Raw genomic sequence first — 26,850 nt, forward strand, 5'->3', positions numbered from 1 at the left:
AATAGGTTAAGTATCATTGTCGATATAGGGTAAAATGGCCCACGATTTCCCGATCATCATTTTCACCACGCAGTTTAATGATGTACCAGTAATCTCCAGTTGGGAGCGGACTTCCATGATAAATTCCATCCCAACCGCTATCGCCATATTCCATACGATAGAGCTCTCTACCATAACGATCAAAAATGATCATTAGTGCATTAGGGAAGGCCTCAAGATTATCGGGCAACCATCGATCGTTCAATCCATCGCCATCAGGAGTAAAGAATGGGGGAATATCAATATCAATAAACTCCATGAATATTTCGGCCGTTACCTCACATCCATTTTGATCTATTACCCTGACTACATATGTATCGGTCCTGTTTATGATAAAAGTGTTGTCGGTACCATTGTTAACATCTCCGAAGAAAATGGTATAGTCTTCCAACCCTCCTGTTACATGGGCAGTAATTTCATTGATATTGCTGTTTTCAAGCACCAATGCCAATGGCTCAAATCCGATAATATTGAAATCTATGGTATTGGCACAACCGTTTGAATGTAAAATGGTCAAGCTATGATCCCCAGGCGCAATGTTGGTAAAGTCTGAAGTCAATTGCATCAATGCAGGATCTGTGGTGTCCAACCCATAAAGAACATCTGGAATAACGGATTGATCTTCAAATACAATATCCAAACGATTTGTTGGAAGGTCTCCGTCACATTCGTAAACCGGGGTTACCGTAGCGTTCAGGTTGACACCCGGATTGATTTCCACAATAACATTCGTTTCACAACCTTGGGCATCTCTAATAAATGCAACATGGGTTCCGGCTGGCAGGTTTTGAAACAATATCTGATTGGGAACAAAATCTGCATCAGCGTTCGAGTTCAAAGCAGCCGCGTATGGAGCGGTTCCACCCGTAATATCCAATTCGAATGAACCATCTGCACTTCCAAAACATACTTCATGCAAGACATTAATGGCCTGTGCTTGAATTGGGGCTGGTTGCTGAATATCAAATTGGAAAGTTTCAAAACATCCATTTCTATCCTGTGCGATTACATCGTAGATTCCAGGAGCTAAATCCGTGAAATGATTAACCGTGTCAAATTGATTCAAGTTTGGAGTTATGGCATAAAGAATTTCTCCGGTTCCACCTGAAACCTCAACGGTTATTGTACCATCTTCAAGTCCCGCACAAGTTATGTCGGTTGATTCTTGGCGATCTATTTGCAGTGGAACAGGATCAATAATATTTATGGCCGAGCTCACTACTTCACAATCCATGCTTATTACCTGAACATAATAGGTGCCGGCTATCAATCCGTTGAACTCTCCATCGTTTTGTGGTCCGGCCACCGATGTGGTCAAACCTGGGTCTGTGAATAATTCGTATGAATAATTACCTAATCCACCAACCGCTTCGGCATAAATAGTGGCGGAAGCCTCTCCGGTACAGTTGATAATTGCTGCGCTGTCATCTATAATAACATCCAAAGGAATAATGGGATCAACAGTTACTTGATTTGAAATCAACGCATCACATCCAAAGGCATCCCTTACATAATATTGATAAGGACCTGCAGGAACACTAAAGGTATGTGTGTTTCCTCCTGACATTGGAATATAGGAAACACCATCGGAGCTATATTCATAAGGCCCGGTTCCGCCGGATGCAGAAAGTTCTATTTGAGCATTTGCGGTACAGGTCAGTTGACTTAATTGAATCAGGTTGGCCTGGACATCTGTAGGCTCTGAAATGGTTACCTGAACTGTTTCCACATCGCAATTCCAACCATCAGAAACGGTTATGCTGTAAATTCCGGCTCCAAGATTGTTGAAATCGGGGCTTATTTGTGCTCCTGAAGTAAAAGTAATCGTGGTTCCAGATGCGTCATATACATTCAATTGATATTGATATACACCTTCTCCGTTCAATACATTGATTGCAGACACGGTTGCATTTGTATCTCCATAACACACTAAAGTTGTAGGAGTGGCTGTAATATCGGCCGTTATTGGCAGCGGCTGGATCAATGTAATTGGCTCGTTAATGGTACAACCTGCATCATCAGTGATTTCAACATCAAAAATACCAGCGGAAAGTCCTTGGAAAACAAAACTTGTCACATCGGCTGCATTATATATTTGACCTGTGGTTGTGTTGGTCAATTGAATATCATATGGAGCGAACCCTCCTGTAGGCGAAACCTCAATCTCACCTAAGTTATTGGCACAGCTAACATTGGCCACTTCAACAGGAGTTGCTGTTAATGCCATATCAGGAGAAGCAATAGTTATGATGTTGGAATCTTCCACACATAACGGATTGGCCGTCTCGGTAACTCGCACAAAATAATTTCCTCCTGGGAATCCATTAATGGCCAATGGGTTTGTGCTTGTATTGCCAACACCCGTATTTCCTGTTGTGGTGCCATCGGCATTGAACACTTCGTAAGCGTATGCACCGGAATAACCGGTAATATTAATTTGCATTGCCCCATTGGTATCACCGAAACATATTGCGGGCGCGGTTGGCGTAGCCACAACAGCTATTAAATCGTAAGGAGCAATATCATATGGTGCGGTATCAACATAACAACCCGTAGTATTATCAGTTACCCTGAAGGTATAACTTCCAGGAGCAGTCAAGTCAAAAGTAGCAGTCACATTTGTTGGAGTGCCTGTTAGGCTTCCAGCAGGGTTTCCAATTGGCAATAACTCAAAAGTATAGCTGTTTGCTGGATTACCATCATCCGTAATGGTGATCAAAACCTCTTCTGGATTTACACAACTGATGCCCACATTTTGGGTTACCGCTGCAGTAAATGTATTTATCGGCTCAATGTTGACAACAGCGGTTTCGGCACAAGAATTTGCGTCGGACACAAACACAGTGATATTCTGTGTAACTCCTGTATCAACAACTTCGAACGTATTGGAAGTTTGGAAGTTGACATTATCGATGCTGTACAAATATGGGGCAGTTCCATCAGTGGCCGTTACTGTTATTGTCGAAGTATTTACCGTATTGTTTACGTTACACGCGAAAGGAGTTGCCGAAGCCGAAACAGCTAATGCAACAGGCTGCGTTATGGTTTGATCAAAGAAATCTTCACAAGACCTTGCTGATATAACACGCGCTCTGTAATCCCCTGGAGGCAGGTTATCAAAAACAGAGCTTGTTTGCGCAGGTCTGTACGGAACTGCCAAATTGGAAATTTCATAAAGCTCATACGTATACACTGGATTAACAGCTGTTGCCGCATCCAATTCTACGGTGAGGCTTCCGTCTGAACCTCCAAAACAACTTACATGGGTCGGAACCACATTTGAAATCACGGGATCAACCTTATCATCCAAATCTTGGGTTATGACAACGGTACAAGGAGTAACGGTATCTCCATCGGTAACAGTAAAGGTATAAGTTCCGGGCTGTGTAAGTCCCGTAAACACACCAGTGGTATTGTTGGCAGAAGTAACTGCATCTGGGAACAACACATCATAGGTTAGGTTGGTTGAACCACCATTAACCGTGATGGTTATCTGACCTCCTGGGTCAACGGTACAATCAATAGGCTTGACAACGGTTGCAACAGCCGTCATTTCATCTAGCAAAACAACAGGTCCAACAGTGGTAGTACAAGACCATTGATCGGCAATCAATACTTCGTAAGAACCAGCTCCTAACCCAGAGAATATCGGATTGGTTTGCGGGGAACCTACATTGCTTCCGCCTCTAATAAGTTGATAAGTATAGTTGCTACCTTGACCTCCCGCTGTTCCTACAACTTCAATTTCTCCTTGAAGCGCTGTACAGTTTTCTTGGTTGATCTGCAAAGTAGCCGTGATTGCAGTCGGATCTACCAGATTTACATTTGGCAACTGGAATTCACAACCATTTACGTCAGCTACCCAAACCTGATAATCAGTACCAGCTCCCACTCCACCGGCAAGTCCAGTGAACTGCGGAGAGGCTTGATAGCTTCCCGGGAATGTTGGTGCTGGGTTGGAGACAAGATCTACAAAATAGGTGTAGCCGCCCCATCCGCCCGCAGGGTTGATTACCTCAATAATACCATCATTCAGCGCACAGGTTACTGGAGTTACTTGTGTACTAGCAGAAATACCAACACTTGGTCCGGCAATGGTAAAGGATTGGGTATAGGTACATGCAGAACCTGGAGGATTTGTGTCCACCGCTTCAATGTAGTAGTTTCCTGCTGCAAGGCTATTTATGGCAAAGCTTCCGTCAGCATCTCCTCCGGCAGTTGTTGTATCATCAGCTAAGTTACCGGGTGTATTGTTTACATCGTAATAAAGGGTGTAGGTAATTGCACTTGGGTAGGTGATGCTACCTGCATCGACCAAATCAAAAACCACGGCTCCATTTGTATCACCAAAACAAATAATATTGGTAGTGCTTACCACATTCAAATTCAACACTTCTGGGTCTGCAACCACATGGGAAGTTGCAATGACACATCCGGTTACGGTGTTTCTTACTTCGAAATTATGCGTTCCCACAGCTAAACCTGTAAAGCTACCAGAAGCCTGGAAAGCTCCAGCGGGCAAGATTCTAAATTCGTAATTAGCTGGGGTCGTGGTTGAATTTGTAATGGAACCTGTTGCCGTAATGGTGATGTCCTCACCAGCAACACAGGTTGCAGCTGCATCTATGGCAATGCTTGCGGATAACAGTTCATCAAATGGCGCGATGGTTTCGGTAGTTGTGCCAACACATCCATTGCTATCATAAACATTGATGATATAGCTTCCACCGGCAGTGTTGGTTTCAATATACACATTGCTGGCGCCTGATTGTACTACAACGTCATCACCTGTTGGAACAGTTCCTTGGTCATTGATGAACTCATAAATGGTATACACACCACTTCCACCAGTTAGTGATGCCGTGTCTACGGTAATGGTAGCATTATCTGTATTGTTTCCAGTGGTACAACCAAATTCAACGACACTTGTGTTGACATTTGCCAATACATCGGGCTGCGTAATGGTTTGTGTTTGTGTTGATGTACAACCATTGGCAGCTGTTATTTCAATCGTATAGGTAATACCAGCCAATGTTCCTTCAAGTCCTGTAAAGGAAGCAGTTGTTGCATTGCTTGAGGTAGGGGCTATTGGGAATGTCGCGGAACTTCCAGGACCAGAGATAATCTCAAAGGTATAAGGTCCAGTTCCATTATCGGTTGCGCTTACATTTATAGTTCCATCATCTGCACCATTACAAGTAACATCGGTATTTGAGTCGACGCTAAACGTTGGTGCTAGTGCAGGGGCAACCGTTATATTGAACACCCTGGAGCATTCTGGGCCAGTGGTATTGTTATCATAAACAGTGATTGTGTAATCTTCAGGTGTGGTTGTGCTGAACACAAACGGGTCACTTGGCAACACGGTTCTAGCCACAACTGTTCCGGTTCCGTCGGCAATTTCATAATCATAACTTCCAGCAAAACCAAGATTATCTCCTGAACCAGCAAGAATGTCAATGGTAATTTGTGCATCCGGTGTAACGGAGCAATCCAGTAACTTGGTCAATTGAACATCTGCTTCAAGAACAGGATGAACCGTAACAGTGCTGGTGTCCGTACAGCCATTGCTATCCAAAATGGCCACATTATAAGCGCCTGCGGAGATATTATTGAAAATACCACCGTTATCAAGATATGTTGTGCCACCATCTAACGAGTAAAATATCTGTGCCGCACCGCTTGAAGCTGTAATGGTAACTGTTGATGGATCACTACAGTTGTCAACCGCTATAGCATCTATGGTTGGATTCGGAGTCAATGTCAATGGAACATTGCCCAATGGGGTTGAACAGCCATATTGGTCTTCAATAGTTACATGATAGTTTCCTGCTGGAGAATTAGCCGGAATCTCAATAGGATTGTCAGAGGTTGAGGTAATGGTCACAAACGGTGCAGGACCAGTTACTGTATAGGTATAAGTACCTCCTCCTCCAAATGGACTCTGTACTTGAATCAAACCTGGGGTGTCGCAACTAATGTTTTGCAAAACAACAGGTGTTCCGGTAAGGGGGTCTAATTCTTCCAGAAGTTCATTTTCGGTTGCTCCAACACAGCTATCGGTAACACCATCGCTTTCAACAACTTCTAAGAAGTAGTTTCCAGGAGCAAGACTTGAAATTGTAACATCCTGAGGAGAAGTGTAAAGAATATTTCCTCCACTGTTCGCCACAGATACGGCAGAACCTGAAGACATATCAAACAATTCCCATCTAATATGGGACCCAAAAGGAGCTTGGTTGTCGGTCACTGTATAGGTGATACTACCATTGTTTGCACCATCGCACGAAGGAGTAATGGCGGAGGTAATTTCTAACGGAACAGTAATTATGTCATTAACGTTGACATTACTTTGTCGCACACAACCAGCAGAATCCCTTACATAGAAAGTATAGGTTCTTCCTGGTACCAAGCCCACAAAAGTATGTGTAACACCCAAAGCTAGAGGTGCTGTCCACGCCGCTGTTGCTGGATTAAAGTTAAACGGATCATCAGTATAAGCATATTCGTACGGAGCTGTTCCATTCTGACCTCTAACAGTAACCTGAAGTTCGTTACAGTTAACAACTATTGGCAAGATGGTGATATCCAAATCATCTAATGGATAAGGAATGATAAATGGAGGGAAATCTGTTTGACAAACAGTGTTTCCAAGTCCATCAACAGTTCGCATAGATGGGTTAACCACATCACCAGAATTGTAACCGGTAAACTGATCCGTGGTTCCTGGAACCGAATTGTCACCAGTCCATGTAGCACCACCATCGGCACTAAATTCTATAGTACCCAAAGTGGTTGGATAAGCGGTGAACTCAAAACCAAAATCACTTGCAACACCAGTACATGTAGGTGGGGTAATACCCAAAATAGTTGCTGTAAGCTCATCTGGGTTTGCAATGTTTACAGGGGTATCGGTAACAATACAACCTGTGGCATCGGTGACATTGATTGTATAATCACCAGGCATTAAATTATAATAGGTTCTACTGGTAACAAGTACGTTGGTATCGGTTTGGTCACTAGCGCCGCCATTATCCAAATCAATAATTTGAATGGTATAAGGGCTTATTCCTGAAGTGATATCTACTTGGATGGACCCTGTTCCATCATGACACAATGGATCTGTTGGTGTGCTCGTAATCGTTAAGGGAGTTCCTGGATTTACAGTTACGGTTTCAACATATTCGCAGAAGGGAGCGGTTGCTGAATTATCCCTTACATATACATCATAGTCCCCATCATTTCCGGCAGTAACGGTAAAGGTGTTTGTGGTTGAAAACAGACCGGTCGGGCTGGTAGTTGTTGGCACAAAAGCATATTCCAAATTCGGAACTCCACCTGAGGCGGTAACCGTAATGGACCCATCAGCACAAGTACTGATATCTACTACATCTACAAAAGCTACAAGCGCATCTGAAATGGTCACATTTTGAAGTGTTCCAACACACCCAAATCCGTCGCGAACATTGATGGTATAATTTCCTGCAATCAAACCAGAGAAAGTATGGGTTGTTGCGGTAGAAGGAGATGGTGTGATCCACGGACCTCCGTCTAAACTAAATTGATAATCGCCATTTCCAGTGGTCACATCTACCTGAATTGTTCCATCATTGTTGCCACTATAACAAGCGGTAGGAGTTGAGGTAAACGTTATTGGCGTTGGAGAAACAATCGTTAATGCTGCGTCAATAGGATCTTCACATAGATTCGTATCTCTTACACGAACAATATAATCGCCAGCCGACAATCCAGAGAAAATTGTATTGTTTCCATTGGTGGCGTAATCAAAACCTGCAATAATACCTCCGACACCATCTTCCAATTGATATTCGTAAGCCGGAGTTCCACCTGTTGCAGAAGCCGTAATTGTGGCCCCTCCATTGGTACAGGTCATTACGGAAGTAATGGATGCAGCGGTGACCAAGGCATTGGGTTCAGATAAAGTTTGATTTAAAGTGATGGAACATGTATTATCCAACACATCGCGAACAACAATTGTATATGGTCCGGCGGACAGTCCGGATAGCGTAATTGGACTTGTAGTCTGAGGAGCAGAAAATGCACCTCCATTAACTTGGTATTCAAAGCCATTAATGGCGTCAAAATTTTCTATTTCAAAAGCGATGGACCCGTCAGTTCCGGCATTACATGAAATGTCTGAAAATGCGGTAATTGATGCATCAAAAGCATTTCCAGATGTAACGGTTACAGTTGTCTGGATAACGCAATCGCTACCGTAATTGACATCGATGGTATGGGTTCCAGCAGCTACACTATTGAAAACATTGCTGGCTTGTGCCGCCCCTCCATTCAAACTATAAGTGTAGGTGGGATCATTCGGAAGCACGGTTATATTTCCAGTACCATCACAATTATAGACTACCGAGGTACTTAATGTTGGTTCGGTTGGAAGAGGAGCGATGACCACATCTGGTAAAGTGATGGCACATCCAATTTCATTGGCATCACGAACCTGAATGGAATAGGTTCCATCTGTTAAATCGGCAAATACTGTTCCTCCTGTTGTTGAAGGGGTCCAAGGACCGCCATTAATGTTGTATTGATAGTCGCCTGACCCACCTGAAGTTGGCGTTACACTTCCCACAGTGATCTCACCAAGTTGTAAACATGTATAGCTTTGTGTTTGCAGAGCCTCCGCAACCAATTGGTTGGGCTGGGTGACGGTTATCGTATCTGTAGTTTCACAGTTATTCGCATCCCGAATTCTCAGCGTATAAGTTGCTGCTGAAAGATTTACAAAAGTTCCAGAAGCTTGGTAATTTGCTCCATTGTCAATACTGAACAAATAGGGCGCTTCACCACCGGAAGCACTAAGTGTAATACTCCCATCTGAACCTCCAAAACAACTTACGGGAGTAAAACCGGAAGTGATATTCAAAGGGGCATCCTGAGTAATGGTCAAGTCGTAATTTGCTTCGCAGAATCCGGCATTACCATTGTTGTCCCTTACATAAACATCATAATCTCCAGCTCCAGTAACGGTGACCGGATTGATGGCGGCAAAATCTCCGGGACCCGGGACTACACCATCAGCTACGATGGCATATACGTAGTTTCCATCTCCGCCTGCGGCGGTGATATTTACATCGGTATCCGTGGTACAAGCTGTTATGTTTGGAGCAGATGCAATAACAGACAATTCAGGATTAATTGTTATTGATGCAGAATCGGTACAACTGTTACCATCTCTAACATCAATGGTATATGTTCCAGAGGTTAAGCCCGTGAACACATTGTTTGTTCCGAAGGCTCCTCCGTTGAGGCTATATTCAAAGTTTCCATCACCTCCAGAAGTTACATTTGCGGTCAGTGTCAATCCAACAGCGTCGTCATAACAAGTGTTATTTGGGACAATGGCCAATACGGGAGGAACAGCTGCGTTCAATGTGAATGTGGTGTTCTCTACGCAACCATTGGCATCTGTTACAGAAGCGCTGTAGGTTCCGGCTTGAGTCAATCCAGTGAAGGCACCAGTGCTGTTTGTTCCGAAAGTAGTTGTATCGGGATTGGTCAATGTAAAAGTATTGCTTCCCCATCCACCAGTTGAGCTAAGAGAAACACTTCCGTTAGACACACAAGTGGGCTGTATTTCTGCTGCACTTAAGGTCAAGGCTGCGGCAGGAGCATTAATCGTAACGTTCGTGGTATCGGTACAATTTGTTAGATTATCGGTTACAACTATCGTATAGGTTCCATCTGCCAAACCAGTCAACGGAATTGTGGTTGCAGTTTGGTTGCTTCCATTAAAATTTGCTGGACCGGTTACTGTATAGTCATAATCTGTATTGAAATCGGCTACGGTAAATGAAATTTCACCATCCGTATCACCCAAACAAGAAATATTGCTCACCAATTGTCCAGAAACATTGATTTGTGAAACAGGATTTATGGTGAAAGACTCATCATATGTACAACCTTTGTCGTCAGTTACCCTAAAAGTATAAGTTCCTGGGGCTAGTCCATCAAAATCTGCAGAACCACCTGTGGTTGAGGTTGCTGCTATTGGAGCAGGAGCTATGATTTCAAATACGAACGGAGTGTTTCCGTCGACAACAGTAGCGGTAACATCTGAGGTCAGTGCCGGACAGTTTGGAGTTGTAGCAGAAAAGGTTAAGTCCGAGGGAGGATTTAAAGGATCTATTGTTATTGGGTTGGTGGCAAAGACGCAATTGTTCGCATCCCTTATGCTAATGGTATAAGTTCCGTCGGTTAGGTTTGAAAAAGTCTCAGCGCCGGCTCCGCTAACAAAGTTTACACCATCAATACTGTACTCATATGGAGCAGTTCCGCCAGTTACATTTTGAGCTTCAATAGTCCCATTTTGCAAACAAGTATAATCTTGCACTAATATGGCATCACCAGAAATGGCAGAGCTTGGTGCAGAAATGGTATGGTATTCAAAATAATCACAGTCGGCGCTACCTTTTCTTTGGTTGATGACTATTACGTAGTCTCCAGTACCCAAGCCTGGAAAGTTTCCAGAAGTATTGGTGGCCAAGGCATTGTTGATGTCAAAGTTGTCCTCATCAAAACCTGTAGCATCAAACAAATAATAGGTAAGTTGATAACCATTGCTACTGATAAGGTTAAAGGTGATTGACCCCGTAGAGTCTCCAAAACATAGCACGTCAACAACACTTGTGGCGTTATAGTCTGCGGCAGGTTGAAAGCTAATTGTAACCGTATTGGAAATAGCGTGACAATTGTTCCTGTCTACAACCACGAAAGTATAGTCTCCTGGGTCCAGAATATCAAAAATAACACTGGTTTGATACTCACTCGCTGGAATATCGTTTACCGTTGGATATGAAATCACCGAGGTTCCCATGTCATCAACAAAAGACCAAATGGCATACGTATGTGGCGTTTGCCCTCCGGTAGATTCCATCTGGATATTTCCCTCCTTACAAGTAATATGCTGTGACACTCTTGCATTAAGGTCTAGATCGGTTAAATCATTGATGGTTACTTGTTCTGAATACACACAACCATCATCGGTTGAAACGTCAACATCGTAAACACCATCATTAAGATTTTCGAAGGTATAATTATTATCAGTAGACGGACCAAAAGTGTCAACCACGGTTCCACCTTGTGATATTTCATAATAGTATTGAGGTTCTACATTTAGAACGGAGATGGCAATTTCACCCAGCCCGTTACAGTCTGTGTCTTGAGGAACTACATCCACTTGGAAATCACGGGTAAGTATACCGATGTTATCCAGGACAAAAACACAACCATCCACTACACCTTGCTGTCTCATTTCCACAGTATAAGCACCGTTCGAAGTGATGTCAAAACTTGGGCTTGGGTTGTATCCTAACAAAACATTTCCAGTAGCTTGATCAATCAATCTATACTCATAATCCAAGGGCATATTGGTCACTGTAATGTTACCGTCGCTTGAACAAATGATATCTCTTGAGGTGAATTGTGGGTCTAATGGATTCTTGAAAATGTTAAAGTAAAACCGGCTAAAACAACCGTTCAAATAATTGATGACCACGCGGTACTGACCAGCATCCGAAGCCAAGAAATCACCTCCTGTACCTACAGTGTTCCATGTACAGGAATTATCGGTATTGGCGCAGTCTTGCGTAGCTGCAGAACAACTGCTTTCATCCAATTGTTCCCAAACAATACTGTTGGCATCGGGAATATTAATTTGGATAAGTTCGGTATCATTTAGACCACACAAAAAGATTTGAGGAAGCTCACTACCATCATTTGGGCAAACCACAATTTCTCCTTCAACTGTGTTGGAAGTGTCGTTGATTAAAGCGGTAATAGGGTTGGATTGTGTAATACCAAAAAGCTCAACAGTAATGATTTCTTGGAAACCTTTACATGGGTCGGCCACTTGTTTGTCAACAATATAAATTCCAGTAGCATCAACTAAAAGTGTACTTGGGTCATTATCTGGGTCACCATCATTCAGTACTGTGTCCCCAGCATCGATAACTTGATTTGCATTGTTATCCAAATACCAGATATATGCATCGAAATTGTCTCCGGCATCTAAAACCACATCGTCACCACAGAGCTGTACGGTTCGGGAAAAATCACAATTATCCAAATCGTCCAACAGAAAATTTGTGGCCCCGGGTGTTGTAAATCCGCAATTATCAAAATCGGATACACTGGGGTCATCACTAATTACGTTGGCATTGATATTACCCTCATAGGTGGAATACGCTAAATTTTCTATAATATCTGTACAAGCGTCAATAAAATCGAAACAGTTTTGTGCAACTTGTACCCTCATCCGAATTTCGGAGACCGGGTCACCCTCTTCAACCAAATTATCAGGAATGGAAAAAACCACTTCCCTGGTGGCCGGGGTGTAAGTGTAAGTTACTCCAGGAGGTAGTGTCATTACCGTTTCGTCCAAAGTAACATTTATAGGCAGTACGTCCCTTATGGTGTAGTTTACAGCATCGTCGTTACCTGTGTTGACAAAAGAAAGTACATAGTCGAGTACTTGACCAAGGTTTACACCTTGTCCAGTGATATCGGTTCCTCCAATATCCTCCACCTTTTTTTCAAGGACAATAGAAGGTTCAATGATTTCGACTCCAAAGGTGACCAAAAATGATGCGAACCAGTCCCCGCTTGTTCCCAAACGGAGGGTAGCACTAGTATCTCCATTGTCTATAATACTATTACTGGGGTTGTTCAGATCAAAAACATCCGAATCAAAACCAATAGCATTGGTGCTATTCACGTTTCTTGATGTTACATTGGCCCCGTCCTCGGAAATAGTAGAGTTGAAAAAGTTATTATTCGGGTTGGCTGCATCTGAAATATCAGTAAAAGTTGAGCTACTGTTTGATACTATACCAAAGGTGTCTCCAGATAAAGATGTTTCGCCTTCCAAGGTGCTCACACCGATTCGGGCGTTGACAGGACCAACTGGAATAGTGTTGAACCCGGACACTGTGATATCTGCAGATTGATTTCCTGATTGGGTTGTGATTCCTTCATAACCATCAAAAACAGAAATGTATTTTCCTGGAAGTGTTGGGTTTTCATAGATAACCACTAAAGTCCATCCGGCACAACCATATGTTGTTGCGCCTCTGGTTCCCCGAACGTTGGCGACAAAATAGTCTCCTGTTGGGTCAGCTAATCCAGAAAGAATATTGGTTACGTTTTTATAACAAACGTAGGGATCGTTTGGTAAAATGTTGTATCCATCTACAATAATGTCATCTTCTTCTCCAACAGGATCAGCTGCGGTATCTGCTTGCAGATCTATATAGGTTGAGCTGCCTGGCACTCGAAGCTTTACCTGGGTAACATCATAGTGGTTGGGGTCATCGGTATAACCACTAACATATCTGCTTCGGTGGTCACCGTCACGTTCAACATCATAGTTACCTGCCCAGTATAGCCCAGCCCAATAGATTTGTGAGCATGAAGGCAATGAAAGCGTTGAGCTACTGGAGTTAAAGGTGGAGGGATCAGAGTCAATGTCTACATATTCTACATGAAGACTGTTGTTACTGCCATTCCCATTATAAGGTGTATTTACGTCATGCCCATTGGAGACACTGTTCATAACACTGTTAGACAGGAAGGTATAATCTCCTTTAATGTTTAAGTAGGTGTTGCCATTGTCAGAAAGTCTGGCCGTAAAAGGAACTTCCTGGGCCTGCCCCTGTAAGCCAATAAACCAGATGCCTAAAAGGCATAAAACATTTTTAAGAAAGTGATTGGTCATGTTAACTATTGGAGTTTGGTTTTACCCGCATGATCCACATTTCGTCGTCATACGAGGCATTAAGTTTGGAATAGTATGAGGTTAGTGCATTGTTCCAGGTCTGGTGCTTTTTTAAATACACATACCTGTAGTTGTTTTCAGGGTTCACAAAGTAGCTTGCATTTAGCCCTTGTGCGTTTAGATCTTTAACAAAACGCCTTGCGTTAGAAGCGCTTTTGAACACATTGGCAATGATATAGAAGCCAGAACCCAATCCGTTTATCTTATAGGTGGAATACGATACTTGCGATAGATTTCCTTTGTCTGGGTTGACATTTTTGCGAAGGACGTTGTCGTTATATTTTGATTTTGTATTGTTTTCTACCGCCACCAGTAGAGGACTACCCGTTCCAGTGTCCATTCCGTTTACGTTCATAATCCAAGCATCACCACTATATGAACCATCAAGTTTTGAATGATAGGCGCTAACAGCTTCTTTCTTGTTTTGATAACCTTTTAGATAGACATAGTTTAGCCCGTTTTTTGGGTTAATGAAGAAGCCACCATCAATGCCCTGTACTTTTAGTTTGTCTAAGAATGCAGTCGCATTGTTTGGGTTTTTGAACACATTGGCAATTAAGTAATGTCCACTTTCAACGTTCGGAATGGCATATGACCTAAACCTTCTTTTGGTTTTTCTTGTGTATCTGCGCGTAGTTTTATCTCTTTTTACGGAAGGGGTACTTTTAACCACAGAATTTTTGGTGTTGTCCAAACGAATCACTTTTTTGGCTGCAGTGGTATTGGACAGGCCGTGATTGGCCAAAGGTTGTGGTGAACGTTTAGGAATAATATCGACGCTATCCGCATTTGCAAAATAAACTTCTTCAGCCTTTTTCTCTAACTGGGGCATTTGACCCTTTGTTTCCCTGCGCACCATTTTCATTACGGTTTCAAAACGTTTTTCCAAATCACGTTTACGGGTGCTTTCAATGGAATCTTGGCGCAATAAAAGTTCATCAAGAATGGCATCATTTTCAGCCAGCTTGTCCTTTAATTGTTGGATTTCAAGATCTTTGTCAGAAAGGGTTAAACTTTCTTGTGGAATGGAATCGGCCTGAACCAAATCATCATAATCTTCATCAAGCAATACACGATCCTCCGTTAGGTTTGGGGTGAATGAGTATGCGAGTGAAACTTCATGACTTAAGCCAAAGTTTTCGAAATTGTTGGACAGCCCTTTTTCAACAGTATAGCCAACAGAGAGGTTTTTGTTTAGATTAAAACCCAGTCCGGCCGAAGCCCCGTAGAAATCATCATAACCCGCTTGAAGCCACCCAAGTTTTGGTAAATCCAAAATAAGGTTACCCCCCAGGGTAATGTCTTCTTCGCCAGTTTTTCTTACCCGTGCAAGGGGCATTAATCTGGCTTGTTCCAAGAGTCCTGCACCATTTTCAAACTGATGGGTATATTGCAGATGACCAGAATATGTTTTCTCACTAAATTCAGTTACGGATTCGCTTGTTTTAAGGTTGTAGTCAAAAAGGTTTTCAGCGTATCCACCGATATCAAATTTGCCCAACGAAAGATTAAAACCTGGCTGAAAGGTAACCAGTGAGCTACTTTCTAAAGTGTTTAAGAAAGGATCTATATCAACGGCGTTTGCCCTGTTTTGATTAAAGGCGCTTTGATAGTAAGAAACGTTAGCGCCGAAGGTGAAATTACTTTTAGGACTTAGTCGCACACCATAGGCGTAATTAGCGTGCACACCGAAGTTATTGAACAAACCTTCCCTATTTGTAAATAAACTTAAACCAACACCACTTCTATCACTTACCCTACCACTGTAACTTAGGAAGTAAACCTGATTATTGTCATCAAAAGATACCGATTGGTTTCTGTGAAATAAATTGATGTAGGACTTATCTTCCCTTACCGTGGAAAATGTGGGATTTATCAAAAACCGATTAAACTTCAAAAGGTTCTGAGACGGTACATTATAGGCCACAAAAGGATTTTCCTCTTGACCCTTTACCCCGGTAAAGGCAAGCATTAAGATAATTAGTAGTAAGAGATGAGGTTTGTTTGTTTGCATTATGCTTATCTAATAACCGTTATGGTTCCTTGTTTTAGGTTTTCACCACTTCTGGCAACAGTGTAGTAGAAAACCATACTTTGTTTATTAAATGATGTTGTTGATTGTGGCCAGTTATTCTCGTAGTTGGACTGACTAAAAATTTCTTTACCCCGCTCGTCATAGATGGTGACCACAACATCGTCTTTTCGAGAGTACGTATTGGGAAGAATCCATAGATCATTAATGCCGTCACCGTTTACTGTAATAACATTTGGAATGGCAAAATTGTCTCTGTAGGCAACCGTTATTACCCGATTTATGGTACAGTTGCCAAAGTTTGCCACCAAAAGGTACTGCCCTTCCATCTGAAAATCATAGGAATCAAGTGTTCCCAAAAGCGTATTGTTCGAATCGAACCACTGATATGATTCAGCACCACTGGCAATCATAGTTTCCGTTTCACCTTCTATTATGATTAGCTCTTCGGGTTGATTTAAGGTCAAAAGTGAATCGTCAAAAGCGTTAATGGTAATTTCATTTGAAACAACAGGACAATCATTCGTTCGGATTATAAGTTGGTATACACCTACCTCCGTAGCTGTAATAGTTTCAGATGAAGTATCGATTACAGAACCATCTTTGGTCCATTCGAAAGTTTCACCAGTCAGGCTTTCTGAACTATTGAAAACAATTGGATCCGCACCTTCACATAAAACCGTGCCATTGGAAGCAATAGCTAAGGATATATTGGTCACAAGAGAGACAGGTAAATTATTTGATGGCGCGTTAAAACTATCTAATGTTCCATCCAACATGTAAGATCCGTTTTGTTGAAAATCGGAAATGGTAATAGTTTTGGAAGTTTCACCGCTAACAACATTTCCATCATGCGTCCATTGATATGAGAAAGCCGTCTCAAGATCAGAAGTAACATCTGTTTTTGCTCCTGAACCTCCAACAGCATAAATAGTTGATAAGGTTAACGTGGCATCCGTGTTTTGACATGAGGAATAGGCGCTTGCATAATCAACAACCAATTCGAAGGAGTCCGGGGAAACAATGGTTGTGTTTTCAGAATCAACCGGAGCACCTGTACAGCTACCACCTGTTTCGGTTACCCTTGCATGATAAACACCTGTTTCGTTTATCACCAAAGAACTATTTGTGGCATCAACGATGGGCGAACCATCCTTATACCATTGGTAAGTTGGAGTTGTTGCCGAGGTAGACACTGAAAGTGTTTTGGTTTGTGATGGCAACAGCACAATATTTTCGTCGTTTTCCCTAACTACTGTTATAGTGGACGAACTTCCCACGTTGACAGGAGCTGATTTTTCTAAACAAGCGGTTGGACCTTGAACCTCCACTTCATAACTACCTTCAAATCCGGCAGAAGATGAATCAATGGTATAGGTATGTGCCTCCAAGGTTGGTCCAGCAACAATTGCACCGTCTTTATACCAAGTATATGTTAACCCAACACCACTAATATTTGCTTCTAACATGTGAGTGTCTCCTGGACAGATATCAATATCGGCGGTGCCATTTATCGCAATTCCCTGACTTGTTCCCGTTGTTATTTCAATGGTATTTGAAAGTGTATTGGCGGACCCTGAACATACAGAACCATAATCCAGCTCTACGTAATACATACCAGGAGTTGATACTGTGATTCTTTCTGTTTTTTCAGATAGCAGTGTGCCGCTTCTATACCAGTTATAGCGATACGTTCCTGCACTTGGAATGTTATGGGGGGACAAAGCGATGGATCCACCTCCGCAAAGTTGAATTGTACCTCCTGGGGGAATAGACCCGCTGGCATCTTGACTTATTAACAAGGGGGAGTTATAATCCACATAGTGCATGGGATATGGGTCGGATGCAGGGCTGGTTTTGGCAGGACTGGTACTTCTAACCCGCATACGATAGCTTTCGCCTCGAACATCAGTAGGAATAGCAAACTGAAAATCAAAATCAAAAACAGCATTTTTGTCTCCTAAACGAGCAAGTTCCCTTGGAGACCCAAAATTGCCATTGGCATCAGAAAGCTCTAGGATAAACTCGTTGTCTGAGTCTACCATGGGAGGGTTCCAAGTAAAGTTCACAAAATACTCGTTGAAACTGTCGGAGGCACATGCCGCCGTCCAAGCAGAGTTACCTGCTAAATTTGGGTTGTCAGCGGCCTCCGGTTTGTTAAGGACCTGGGCCTCAGAATATGTGGTTGTTAGCAGCAGCAAGGCAACAATGGCCACAAGAATGCGATTATATGAACTAGTTTTCTCCATCAGCGTTAGTTTTAAGAGGTTGTGGGCAATAATGCCCTAACGTTGTGCCCCTTAAATTTGTTCAGTTCTTCCCGGCGGTTCCAATGCCGGCCATTTCATATAATATTCCAATAACAAATATGATTTTATTTTCCCCGAATGGAAAGATATTGTTGTAGGGGAGGGCAAAACTGTTGTGAAATGGCCTTCTTTGTATACACTTTGACCATTCATCGACTATAAACACTGGATTTCACTACCTTTGCGCTTCAAATTTTGGATATGGGTGAAGAAGAGAGATCACTTAATTTTATAGAGCATATTATTGAAGATGATTTAGCCGGTGAATATGGGAAAAATGACCTTCGATTTCGGTTTCCACCGGAGCCAAATGGATACTTGCATATAGGCCATGCAAGCTCTATTTGCCTAAATTTTGGTTTGGGGCTGAGATATGACGCCCCTGTTAACCTTCGGTTCGATGATACAAACCCAGCGAAAGAGGAAAAAGAGTATGTAGAAGCCATCAAAAAAGATGTCGCATGGCTTGGCTATGAATGGGATACGGAATGCTACGCCTCTGATTATTTTCAACAATTGTATGATTGGGCAGTAGAACTGATTCGCAGGGGAAAGGCTTATGTTGATAGCCAAACCTCGGAAGAAATGGCCAAACAAAAGGGCACACCGACAGAACCTGGCACAAACAGTCCATTTCGCAATCGTTCAGTAGAGGAGAATTTGGAGCTTTTTGAGGGGATGAAAAACGGAGATTTTGACGAAGGAACACATGTACTTCGAGCCAAAATTGACATGAGCGCGTCCAATATGCTGATGCGAGATCCGATTATGTACAGGGTACTGCATAAGCCACACCACAGAACAAATACCGATTGGTGTATTTATCCAATGTATGATTGGACACATGGAGAGAGTGATTATATTGAACAAGTCTCGCATTCGCTGTGTACGTTGGAGTTTTTACCTCATAGGGAGTTGTATAACTGGTTTTTAGACCAATTGGTAGATTCTGATAAGCTACGCCCAAAACAGCGTGAGTTTGCTCGAAGAAACCTTAGTCACACCGTAGTTAGCAAGCGTAAATTGCTACAATTGGTTGAGAACGGCGTTGTAAGTAGCTGGGATGACCCAAGAATGCCGACTATTTCTGGACTACGCCGAAGGGGATATACCCCTGAATCTATCAGGAACTTTGCGGACACCATTGGAATTGCTAAACGTGAGAATATCGTGGACGTTTCGTTATTGGAGTTCCATGTACGGGAACACCTGAACAAAATTGCACCCCGGGTAATGGCTGTTTTGAATCCTTTGAAGTTGGTTATTACAAATTATGAGGAGAGCAAGGAAGAATGGTTGGATGCGGAAAACAATCCTGGCGATGAATCCGCCGGTGAAAGAAAGGTGCCTTTTTCAAGAGAGCTTTATATAGAACAAGAAGATTTTCGTGAGGAAGCAAACCGTAAGTTTTTCAGGTTGAAGTTGGGAGGAGAGGTAAGGCTTAAGAATGGTTACATTATTAAAGCAGAAAGTTGCACCAAAGACGATGATGGGAATATAGTTGAGGTGCAATGTACCTATGACCCAAAAAGTAAAAGTGGTAGTGGCACAGAAGAGAGTTTGAGAAAAGTTAAGGGAACCTTGCATTGGGTTTCGATTCAGCATGCAATTTCTGCTGAGGTACGATTGTATGATCGTCTTTTCACGGATGCTTCACCAGACACACATAAGGATAAAGATTTTATGGATTTTGTCAATCCCGATTCTTTGAATAAAGTTACAGGGTATTTGGAACCAAGTCTTAAGGACGCCAAAGTTGGGGATCGATTCCAATTTCAACGATTGGGATATTTTAATGTTGACACAGACTCAACTGATGAAAAATTGGTTTTCAACAGAACGGTCACTTTGAGGGATACTTGGGCAAAATTGGAGCAAAAATCTTAACATAGAATTTTTCTATTCCCAATAGGCGCCATCATTTGATTTATTTATGAAAAAGCTCTTGTTTTAAGGGGTTTTCTGAGAGTTTTTAAAAACCCTGGATAAAAGGATTGCCGATTGTTTTAAAATGAGGGGCAGCGCCCTTAAAATGGGAAAATGTGATTTTTAAGGGAGGCCAAAAGATTTTTAGTTTATTGGAGAAAGAAAAAAAGAAAAGGGAGCAGATCTGCTCCCTTTTTTAATTTTAATAGGTTGATTTGGTTTATTCCTTTTTCTTGGGCGTTCCCGTTTTCTTCATTTGTTCACCGATCATATTGCTGGCCGTAAATGATGCTACCATATTGTTCAACATATCGCTGCCGGCTTGTGGTGAATTTGGAAGCAAGATTAAATTGGTATTGGTTTCCTCACCGATGGACTGCAACGTATCGTAATGTTGGGTGACCACAATTAGCGCAGAAGCTTCTTGCGAATTGATGCCCACTTTGTTTAACACCTCAACCGATTCTTCAAGACCTCTGGCAATTTCACGACGTTGATCGGCAATACCTTGACCCTGTAATCTTTTGCTTTCTGCTTCGGCCTTTGCTTTTTCAACGATTAAGATTCTAGCGGCATCCCCTTCAAACTGTGCAGCAATCTTTTCACGTTCGGATGCGTTTATTCGGTTCATGGCTTCTTTTACCTGGGCATCAGGGTCAATATCAGTCACCAAGGTTTTAATAATGTCATATCCATAATCCAACATGGCATCTTGAAGCTCGGTTTTTACCGCAATGGCGATGTCATCTTTTTTCACAAAGACATCATCCAATTTCATTTTTGGAACCTCCGCACGGACGACATCAAAAACGTAAGAAGTAATCTGATCGTGCGGATACTCCAACTTATAAAAAGCTTCATAGACTTTAGATTTTATGACGACATATTGGACCGATACTTTGAGTTTGACAAACACATCATCCAAAGTTTTGGTCTCAACAATAACGTCCAATTGCTGAATCTTTAACCCAACGCGGGTTACAATTCTATCAACCAGTGGAATTTTCATTTGCAAGCCCGACTGTCGGATACTGTTAAATCGCCCAAATCTTTCTACAATGGCAGCAGTTTGTTGTTTTACAATAAAGAAGGACGACATCAGAACGACAAGTCCAAAGAAAATTACCGGAATTAGAATAAAATTACCCATAGCTAAGAAAGTTTAAATTAAGAAAGGAAATTACAAAACTCTGTAAGATATGAGTAGCCAATGATCAAGTTTTGTTACACATTCGTCAATTGGCAAGTGAATCTATAGCAGAGGCAATCCGTTTTAGACTTTCTTCCTTACCGATCATTTCCAAAATATCGAACAAATGTGGCCCTTTCATATCTCCAACGATGATCAACCGAAGGGGTCCCATAACTTTTACAAAGGAAAGCTCTTGTTCCGTAATCCATTTTTTTATTTGGGTTTCGATATTGGCCGAACTGAAATCATCGCAACCTTCAAGAATGGCAGCTACACTTTGCATGAGTTCCGGAGTATCTTCCTTCCATTGCTTCTTGACCATCTTTTCATTGTAGTTGGATGGAGCTTCAAAAAAGAAACTGGACATCTCCCAAAAATCCGAAACAAAGTTTGCCCGCTCCTTGATCAAGGAAACGACCTTTTCAACATGAGCTATGTCAGGTCGAGTGTCATCCTGAGCTTGTCGAAGGGCGAGACCTAATTTTTTATCGAGCTCTCCTTGAAACAACTCTGCTAACTCCTTATCACTTTTGGTCTGTAAATATTGATGGTTGTACCATTTCGTTTTTTCAGGATCAAATCGGGCTCCGGATTTGTTTACCCGCTCCAAGCTAAAGACTTCGATTAATTGTTCAAGGCTGAATATCTCCTGTTCAGTCCCTGGGTTCCATCCCAATAAAGCTAAAAAGTTGATGACAGTTTCTGGAAAATATCCAGCTTCGCGATACCCTTGTGACTCGTTCCACGAGAGAGGGAAAACGGGAAAACCACCTTTTTCACCATCGCGCTTGCTCAACTTTCCTTTTCCAACTGGCTTCATGATAAGGGGAAGATGTGCAAATTGAGGAGCTTCCCAACCAAAGGCATTATAAAGTAATTGATGCAAGGCCAAAGAAGGTAACCATTCTTCCCCACGGATAACATGGGAAATTTCCATCAAATGGTCATCTACAATGTTGGCCAAATGATAAGTGGGCATTCCATCACTCTTAAAAAGAATCTTGTCGTCAAGAATATTAGTGTCTATTTCTATCTGTCCTCGGATAAGGTCGTTGAGCAACAAAGTTTCATCTTGTGGTGATTTAAAGCGGATGACGTAATTTTCACCAGCATCCAATTTTTGCTGAACTTCTTCCACACTTAAAGAAAGGGAATTGGAAAGCTTTAAACGGTTGTGCCAATTGTAGATAAAGGTCTTGCCTTTGGCTTCATGATCTTTTCTGTGGAAATCCAATTGTTCCGAAGTATCAAAAGCATAATAAGCATGGCCTTTTTCAATCAGCTGCACAGCGTAGTCTTTGTATAAATGTTTACGCTCACTTTGCCTGTAGGGGCCAACATTTCCTTCTTTTCCCGGCCCTTCATCGAATGGAATTCCACACCAGTTTAAAGCTTCAACGATGTAATCTTCTGCGCCTTCGACATATCTATTCTGATCGGTGTCCTCAATACGAAGGACAAAATCTCCGTTATGTTTTTTAGCGAACAGATAATTATAAAGGGCGGTACGTACACCACCGATATGTAAAGGCCCCGTTGGACTGGGGGCAAATCGAACACGTACTTTTTGACTCATTACTATTATTTGAACGGCAAAGATACTATTTGAGAAGGCAGTAAAAAACTGGAAGTGATGGGTGATTTAACAAAATGTTTTCAGGACTATTCGTAGCTATCGGGTATCTTGGTAATAAAATGACCGAATTTGGATGGGTATAATAACATTATAGGGAAGCTCAACGAGTTTACGAGGAGATATTACATCAAACAATTGATTAAAGGCGGTTTGTTGTTTGTGTCTTTAGGGCTCCTATTCCTGTTAACGGTGATGTACTTAGAGTATTCACTTTGGTTGGATCAGAATTGGAGATTGTTTTTATTTTGGAGTTTCATTTTGGTTGAGGTAGGCTTGCTGTATAGGTTTATTTTGACACCTGTATTTTATCTTTTTAAAGTAAAAAAAGGCCTATCAAACAAAGAAGCCGCTAGGTTGATAGGTAAGCATTTTATAAACATTGATGACAAGCTGTTCAATTTATTGGAACTTGCAGAAAACAAAGAAAGGTCAGAACTGTTGTTGGCAAGTATTGAACAAAAAAGTCAGAACCTAAATAGTTTTGCCTTTGTTAAGGCTGTTGATGTGAAAGAAGGCCTTAGCTATGCAAAGTACGCAGTTGCTCCTATTTTGATAATTGTAGCTATTTGGCTTTCAGGAAATATCGCTTCTTTTTTTGGTTCCTATACGAGGGTTGTTAATTATGATTTGGCTTATGAAAGACCCGCACCTTTTATTTTTAGGGTCCTGAATGATAAACTTGAAGTTCTTGACAATGAATCTTTGACGATCGATGTTGAGGTGATTGGGGAAATCTTACCGGAAAATGTCTTTTTGGTGGTAGATGATGAACAATTATTGCTAAAAAGAACCGGAGATAGGTTTACATATACTTTTGAGGCCCCTGTTTTGGAAAGCGATTTTTATTTTACTGCGAATGGGTGGGATTCTAGGATGTATTCTATGAAAAGCCTGATGACACCAACTCTTGTAGATTTTAAAATGAAATTTAGGTATCCGTCATATTTGGGAAAAGAACCCGATGTTATTACTGGAACTGGAAACGGAATTGTACCAGAGGGAACTGTGGTCACTTGGGATATTCAAGGCAATGGTGTGGACCAAATAAGTGTTGCTTTAATAGATACGACAATTGTATTGAAGAAACTTGATAATGGTTTTGTCGGCAAACTGAAAGCTTTCAATAGTTTTTCATATGAATTGAGCACTTCGAATGTGAACATCCAGAATTTTGAGCGGTTGGGCTTTCAACTGGAAGTGATTAAGGATGCTTATCCGGTTATCGAGGTGGAACAGATCTTGGATTCTGTTAATTATAATCAATCCTTTTTTGTTGGAGAGACTTTGGATGATTATAAGGTAAGTAGTATTCGGGTTGTATGTTATCCAGTTGATGACCGGAAGGCCGTACAACGAATTACTTTGGAGTCACCAAATACCAATATACATCGTTTTTACTACACTTTTCCTTCAGGATTTGAACTTGCAGAAGGCAAAGGTTATAAGGTCTTTTTCGAGGTTATTGATAATGATGGGCTTAGAAATGGCAAGTTGACTCGAAGTAGGACGTTTAACGCCAATTTGTATGGAGATAATGAACTGATAACCAAGAAATTAGATGAAAAGAATAGGATTTTGGAAAAGTTTGATAACTCTCTAAAGAACTATAAGGAACAGGAAGAAGAGCTATCAAGAATCTATGAGGAACAAAAGAAGGAGAACAACTTCGATTTTGAAAAGAGAACGGAGATTCGTGATTTTTTACAAAAACAACGGCAACAGGAGCAGTTGATGGAGAAGTTTAGCAGTAAACTTAAAGAAAACTTTGATAAAGATGACAGTTCAAACCAAATGGAAAAGATGCTCAAGGAGAGATTGGAGCGACAAGAACTCGAGGCTAAAAAGAATGAGAAACTTTTAGAAGAGCTTGAAAAGCTGTCAGATAAAATTAATAAAGAGGATTTAAAGAAGAGACTTGAGGAGATCGGAAAAAAGCAGAACGCTTCAGCAAGGAACTTAGAACAAATTTTAGAGCTTACCAAAAGATATTATGTTACTGAAAAAATGTCCCAGCTTTCAAAGGAATTGGAAAAGCTTGCTGAAAGGCAAGACTTGCTTTCTAAGATGAAGCTCGATGATTATATTGATAATAAGCTACAGAAGGATGAGAATAACAAGTTTAAGGAGTTGTCAAATGAGCTCGATACACTAAGAAAGGATAATGAGAATCTTAAAAAGCCGTTGAACATGAATGTTGCTCCCAGAGATCAGGAGTCGGTTAAAAAAGATCAACAAGATGCACTCGAGGAGATTAATAAACATCAGGGAAATGAGGAGTCATCAGAAAGCCAACAGAAGGAGAAATCAGGGAATAAGATTTCCCAAAAACAAAAATCGGCTGCGCAGAAGATAAGAGATATGAGCCAGGCAATGCAACAAAGCGCTATGGGAGGTGGAGGTTCATCTGACACAGAAGATGCGGAAATGTTACGGCAGATTCTGGATAATCTGGTTACTTTTTCTTTCAAACAGGAAAACTTGTTTGACACTATGGAGAATGCAAATACAGATGTTTCACAATTCTCCAAAACTGTTCGGAATCAAAAAGAACTAAGGCGTTTGTTTGAACATGTGGATGATAGTCTTTTTGCTCTTTCGTTACGAAGGGCTGAGTTATCGGAATTTGTCAATGAACAAATTACGGAGGTGTATTATAACATTGATAAATCTTTGGAGAGTATCGCCGATAATCAAATATTTCAAGGCTCATCATATCAACAGTACGTTATAAATTCTACAAATGCTTTGGCCGATTTTCTTGCCAATGTGTTGGACAATATGCAACAAAGCATGCAACCTGGACAGGGAAGTGGTCAGGGCGGCGGTGATTTTCAACTTCCTGACATCATTGAAGGACAAAGGGGTATCGGGGAAAAAATGAAAGGTTCAGGCCAAGGCCAAAAGGACAAGTCCGGTGAAGAAGGAGAAAGAGGTGAAGGTAAAGACGGGGAATCTGAAGGGAAGGAAGAGGGTCAGGATGGAAATAAAGAAGGTAACGGCAGGGAAAATGGAGAACCAAATGGGCAAGATGGAAAAGATGGAAATCAGGGAGAGAATGGTCAAGACGGAAGCAATGAAATGGGTTTGAATGAGATATATGAGATTTATAAAGAGCAGCAGCATTTAAGACATCAGCTGGAAAAGCAATTGCAGGACATGATCGATGCTTCTGATAGGAATCTAGCCAAGAAATTGATTCAACAAATGGAGCGGTTTGAGAATGATTTATTGGAGAACGGTATCACCCAGAGAACACGGAATAGGGCGAATAACATCCAACATCAGTTATTGAAATTGGATAATGCAGTACTTAAGCAGGGTATGAAGAAAGAAAGAAAAAGCACTACCAACCTTAATGGTTTTTCCAACCCCATAATTACAAAACCGGAGGCTCTAAAAGAGCACAGGAACCAGATTGAGATATTAAACAGACAAGCATTACCTTTGCGGCAAAATTACGATAAGAAGGTAAAGGTTTTTTTTAAGAATGATTGAGTTTCATTTCGAGTCGGGGTTTCATTTTAAAGATAAAACCAAATTTTCCGATTGGATAAATAGGGTGGTGGCTTCGGAGGATTTTAGTATTGGGGAAATCGACTATATATTTTGTTCAGATGACTACCTGTTGACAATCAATCAGGAGTATTTAAATCACGATACATTTACCGACATTATCACTTTTGATTATTCAAGTGGGAATTCGGTTTCTGGAGATATTTTCATTTCTACGGACAGGGTTAAAGAGAATTCAGAAAGCTATAATGTTGGTTTCGAAGAAGAGCTTTTGAGGGTTATGAGTCATGGTGTACTACATCTTATGGGGTACGGAGATAAGTTGGAGGATGAGCGGAAATTGATGAGGCAAAAGGAGGATGAAAAGATAAAATTGTTCCACGTGGAACTATAGAT

The 26,850-nt window shown here is 41.5% G+C and carries 8 protein-coding genes; 3 read left to right on the forward strand and 5 right to left on the reverse strand.

Features of this window, described 5'->3' with window-relative positions; translation table 11 throughout:
- Window positions 1–13: 13 nt before the first annotated feature.
- The 3 genes from ACULLG_RS02995 to ACULLG_RS03005 are packed head-to-tail and all read right to left on the reverse strand — an operon-like array spanning window position 14 to window position 18,127.
- Entirely contained in the window at window positions 14–13,786 is a 13,773-nt protein-coding gene (locus ACULLG_RS02995) for a T9SS type B sorting domain-containing protein (RefSeq protein ID WP_452125283.1), read from the reverse strand.
- Between the two features lies 1 nt (window position 13,787).
- Window positions 13,788–15,860 carry a PorP/SprF family type IX secretion system membrane protein gene (locus tag ACULLG_RS03000; RefSeq protein WP_452125284.1) on the reverse strand — a complete coding sequence of 691 codons (2,073 nt, stop codon included), beginning with the start codon at window positions 15,858–15,860 and terminating at the stop codon, window positions 13,788–13,790.
- 5 nt (window positions 15,861–15,865) lie between these two features.
- Complete coding sequence (locus ACULLG_RS03005; RefSeq protein ID WP_452125285.1) at window positions 15,866–18,127, reverse strand: T9SS type B sorting domain-containing protein; 2,262 nt, start codon at window positions 18,125–18,127, stop codon at window positions 15,866–15,868.
- Window positions 18,128–18,388: 261 nt separating this feature from the next.
- Here ACULLG_RS03005 and ACULLG_RS03010 point away from each other — a divergent pair, with 261 nt between their 5' ends.
- Window positions 18,389–20,074: a glutamine--tRNA ligase/YqeY domain fusion protein gene (locus ACULLG_RS03010; protein WP_452125286.1), complete on the forward strand. Its 1,686-nt coding sequence runs from the start codon at window positions 18,389–18,391 to the stop codon at window positions 20,072–20,074.
- 259 nt (window positions 20,075–20,333) lie between these two features.
- Here the strand turns inward: ACULLG_RS03010 and ACULLG_RS03015 are convergent, their stop codons facing one another.
- Both ACULLG_RS03015 and gltX read right to left on the reverse strand, forming a co-directional pair.
- Window positions 20,334–21,263, reverse strand: a complete 930-nt coding sequence (locus ACULLG_RS03015) for an SPFH domain-containing protein (RefSeq protein WP_452125287.1) — start codon at window positions 21,261–21,263, stop codon at window positions 20,334–20,336.
- An 85-nt stretch (window positions 21,264–21,348) separates the two neighbouring features.
- Window positions 21,349–22,881, reverse strand: coding sequence for a glutamate--tRNA ligase (gene gltX, locus ACULLG_RS03020; protein ID WP_452125288.1), 1,533 nt, complete (start codon window positions 22,879–22,881; stop codon window positions 21,349–21,351).
- Between the two features lie 129 nt (window positions 22,882–23,010).
- Between gltX and ACULLG_RS03025 the strand changes: the two genes are divergently transcribed.
- Together ACULLG_RS03025 and ybeY are read left to right on the forward strand one after the other, a co-directional pair.
- Complete coding sequence (locus tag ACULLG_RS03025; protein WP_452125289.1) at window positions 23,011–26,436, forward strand: hypothetical protein; 3,426 nt, start codon at window positions 23,011–23,013, stop codon at window positions 26,434–26,436.
- A complete protein-coding gene (gene ybeY / locus ACULLG_RS03030; protein WP_452125290.1) occupies window positions 26,429–26,848 on the forward strand; it encodes an rRNA maturation RNase YbeY in 420 nt (139 codons plus the stop codon). The genes ACULLG_RS03025 and ybeY overlap by 8 nt, the downstream gene beginning before the upstream one ends.
- Window positions 26,849–26,850 lie beyond the last annotated feature (2 nt).

It is taken from the genome of Flagellimonas sp. 2504JD1-5 (assembly GCF_053618295.1).

Excerpts from the sequence above, each read along its gene's own strand:
- ACULLG_RS03010 (WP_452125286.1), top strand. The coding sequence starts at position 18,389 with ATGGGTGAAGAAGAGAGATCACTTAATTTTATAGAGCATATTATTGAA.
- ACULLG_RS03015 (WP_452125287.1), bottom strand. The coding sequence starts at position 21,263 with ATGGGTAATTTTATTCTAATTCCGGTAATTTTCTTTGGACTTGTCGTT.
- ACULLG_RS03005 (WP_452125285.1), bottom strand. The coding sequence starts at position 18,127 with ATGGAGAAAACTAGTTCATATAATCGCATTCTTGTGGCCATTGTTGCC.
- gltX (WP_452125288.1), bottom strand. The coding sequence starts at position 22,881 with ATGAGTCAAAAAGTACGTGTTCGATTTGCCCCCAGTCCAACGGGGCCT.
- ybeY (WP_452125290.1), top strand. The coding sequence starts at position 26,429 with ATGATTGAGTTTCATTTCGAGTCGGGGTTTCATTTTAAAGATAAAACC.
- ACULLG_RS02995 (WP_452125283.1), bottom strand. The coding sequence starts at position 13,786 with ATGACCAATCACTTTCTTAAAAATGTTTTATGCCTTTTAGGCATCTGG.
- ACULLG_RS03000 (WP_452125284.1), bottom strand. The coding sequence starts at position 15,860 with ATGCAAACAAACAAACCTCATCTCTTACTACTAATTATCTTAATGCTT.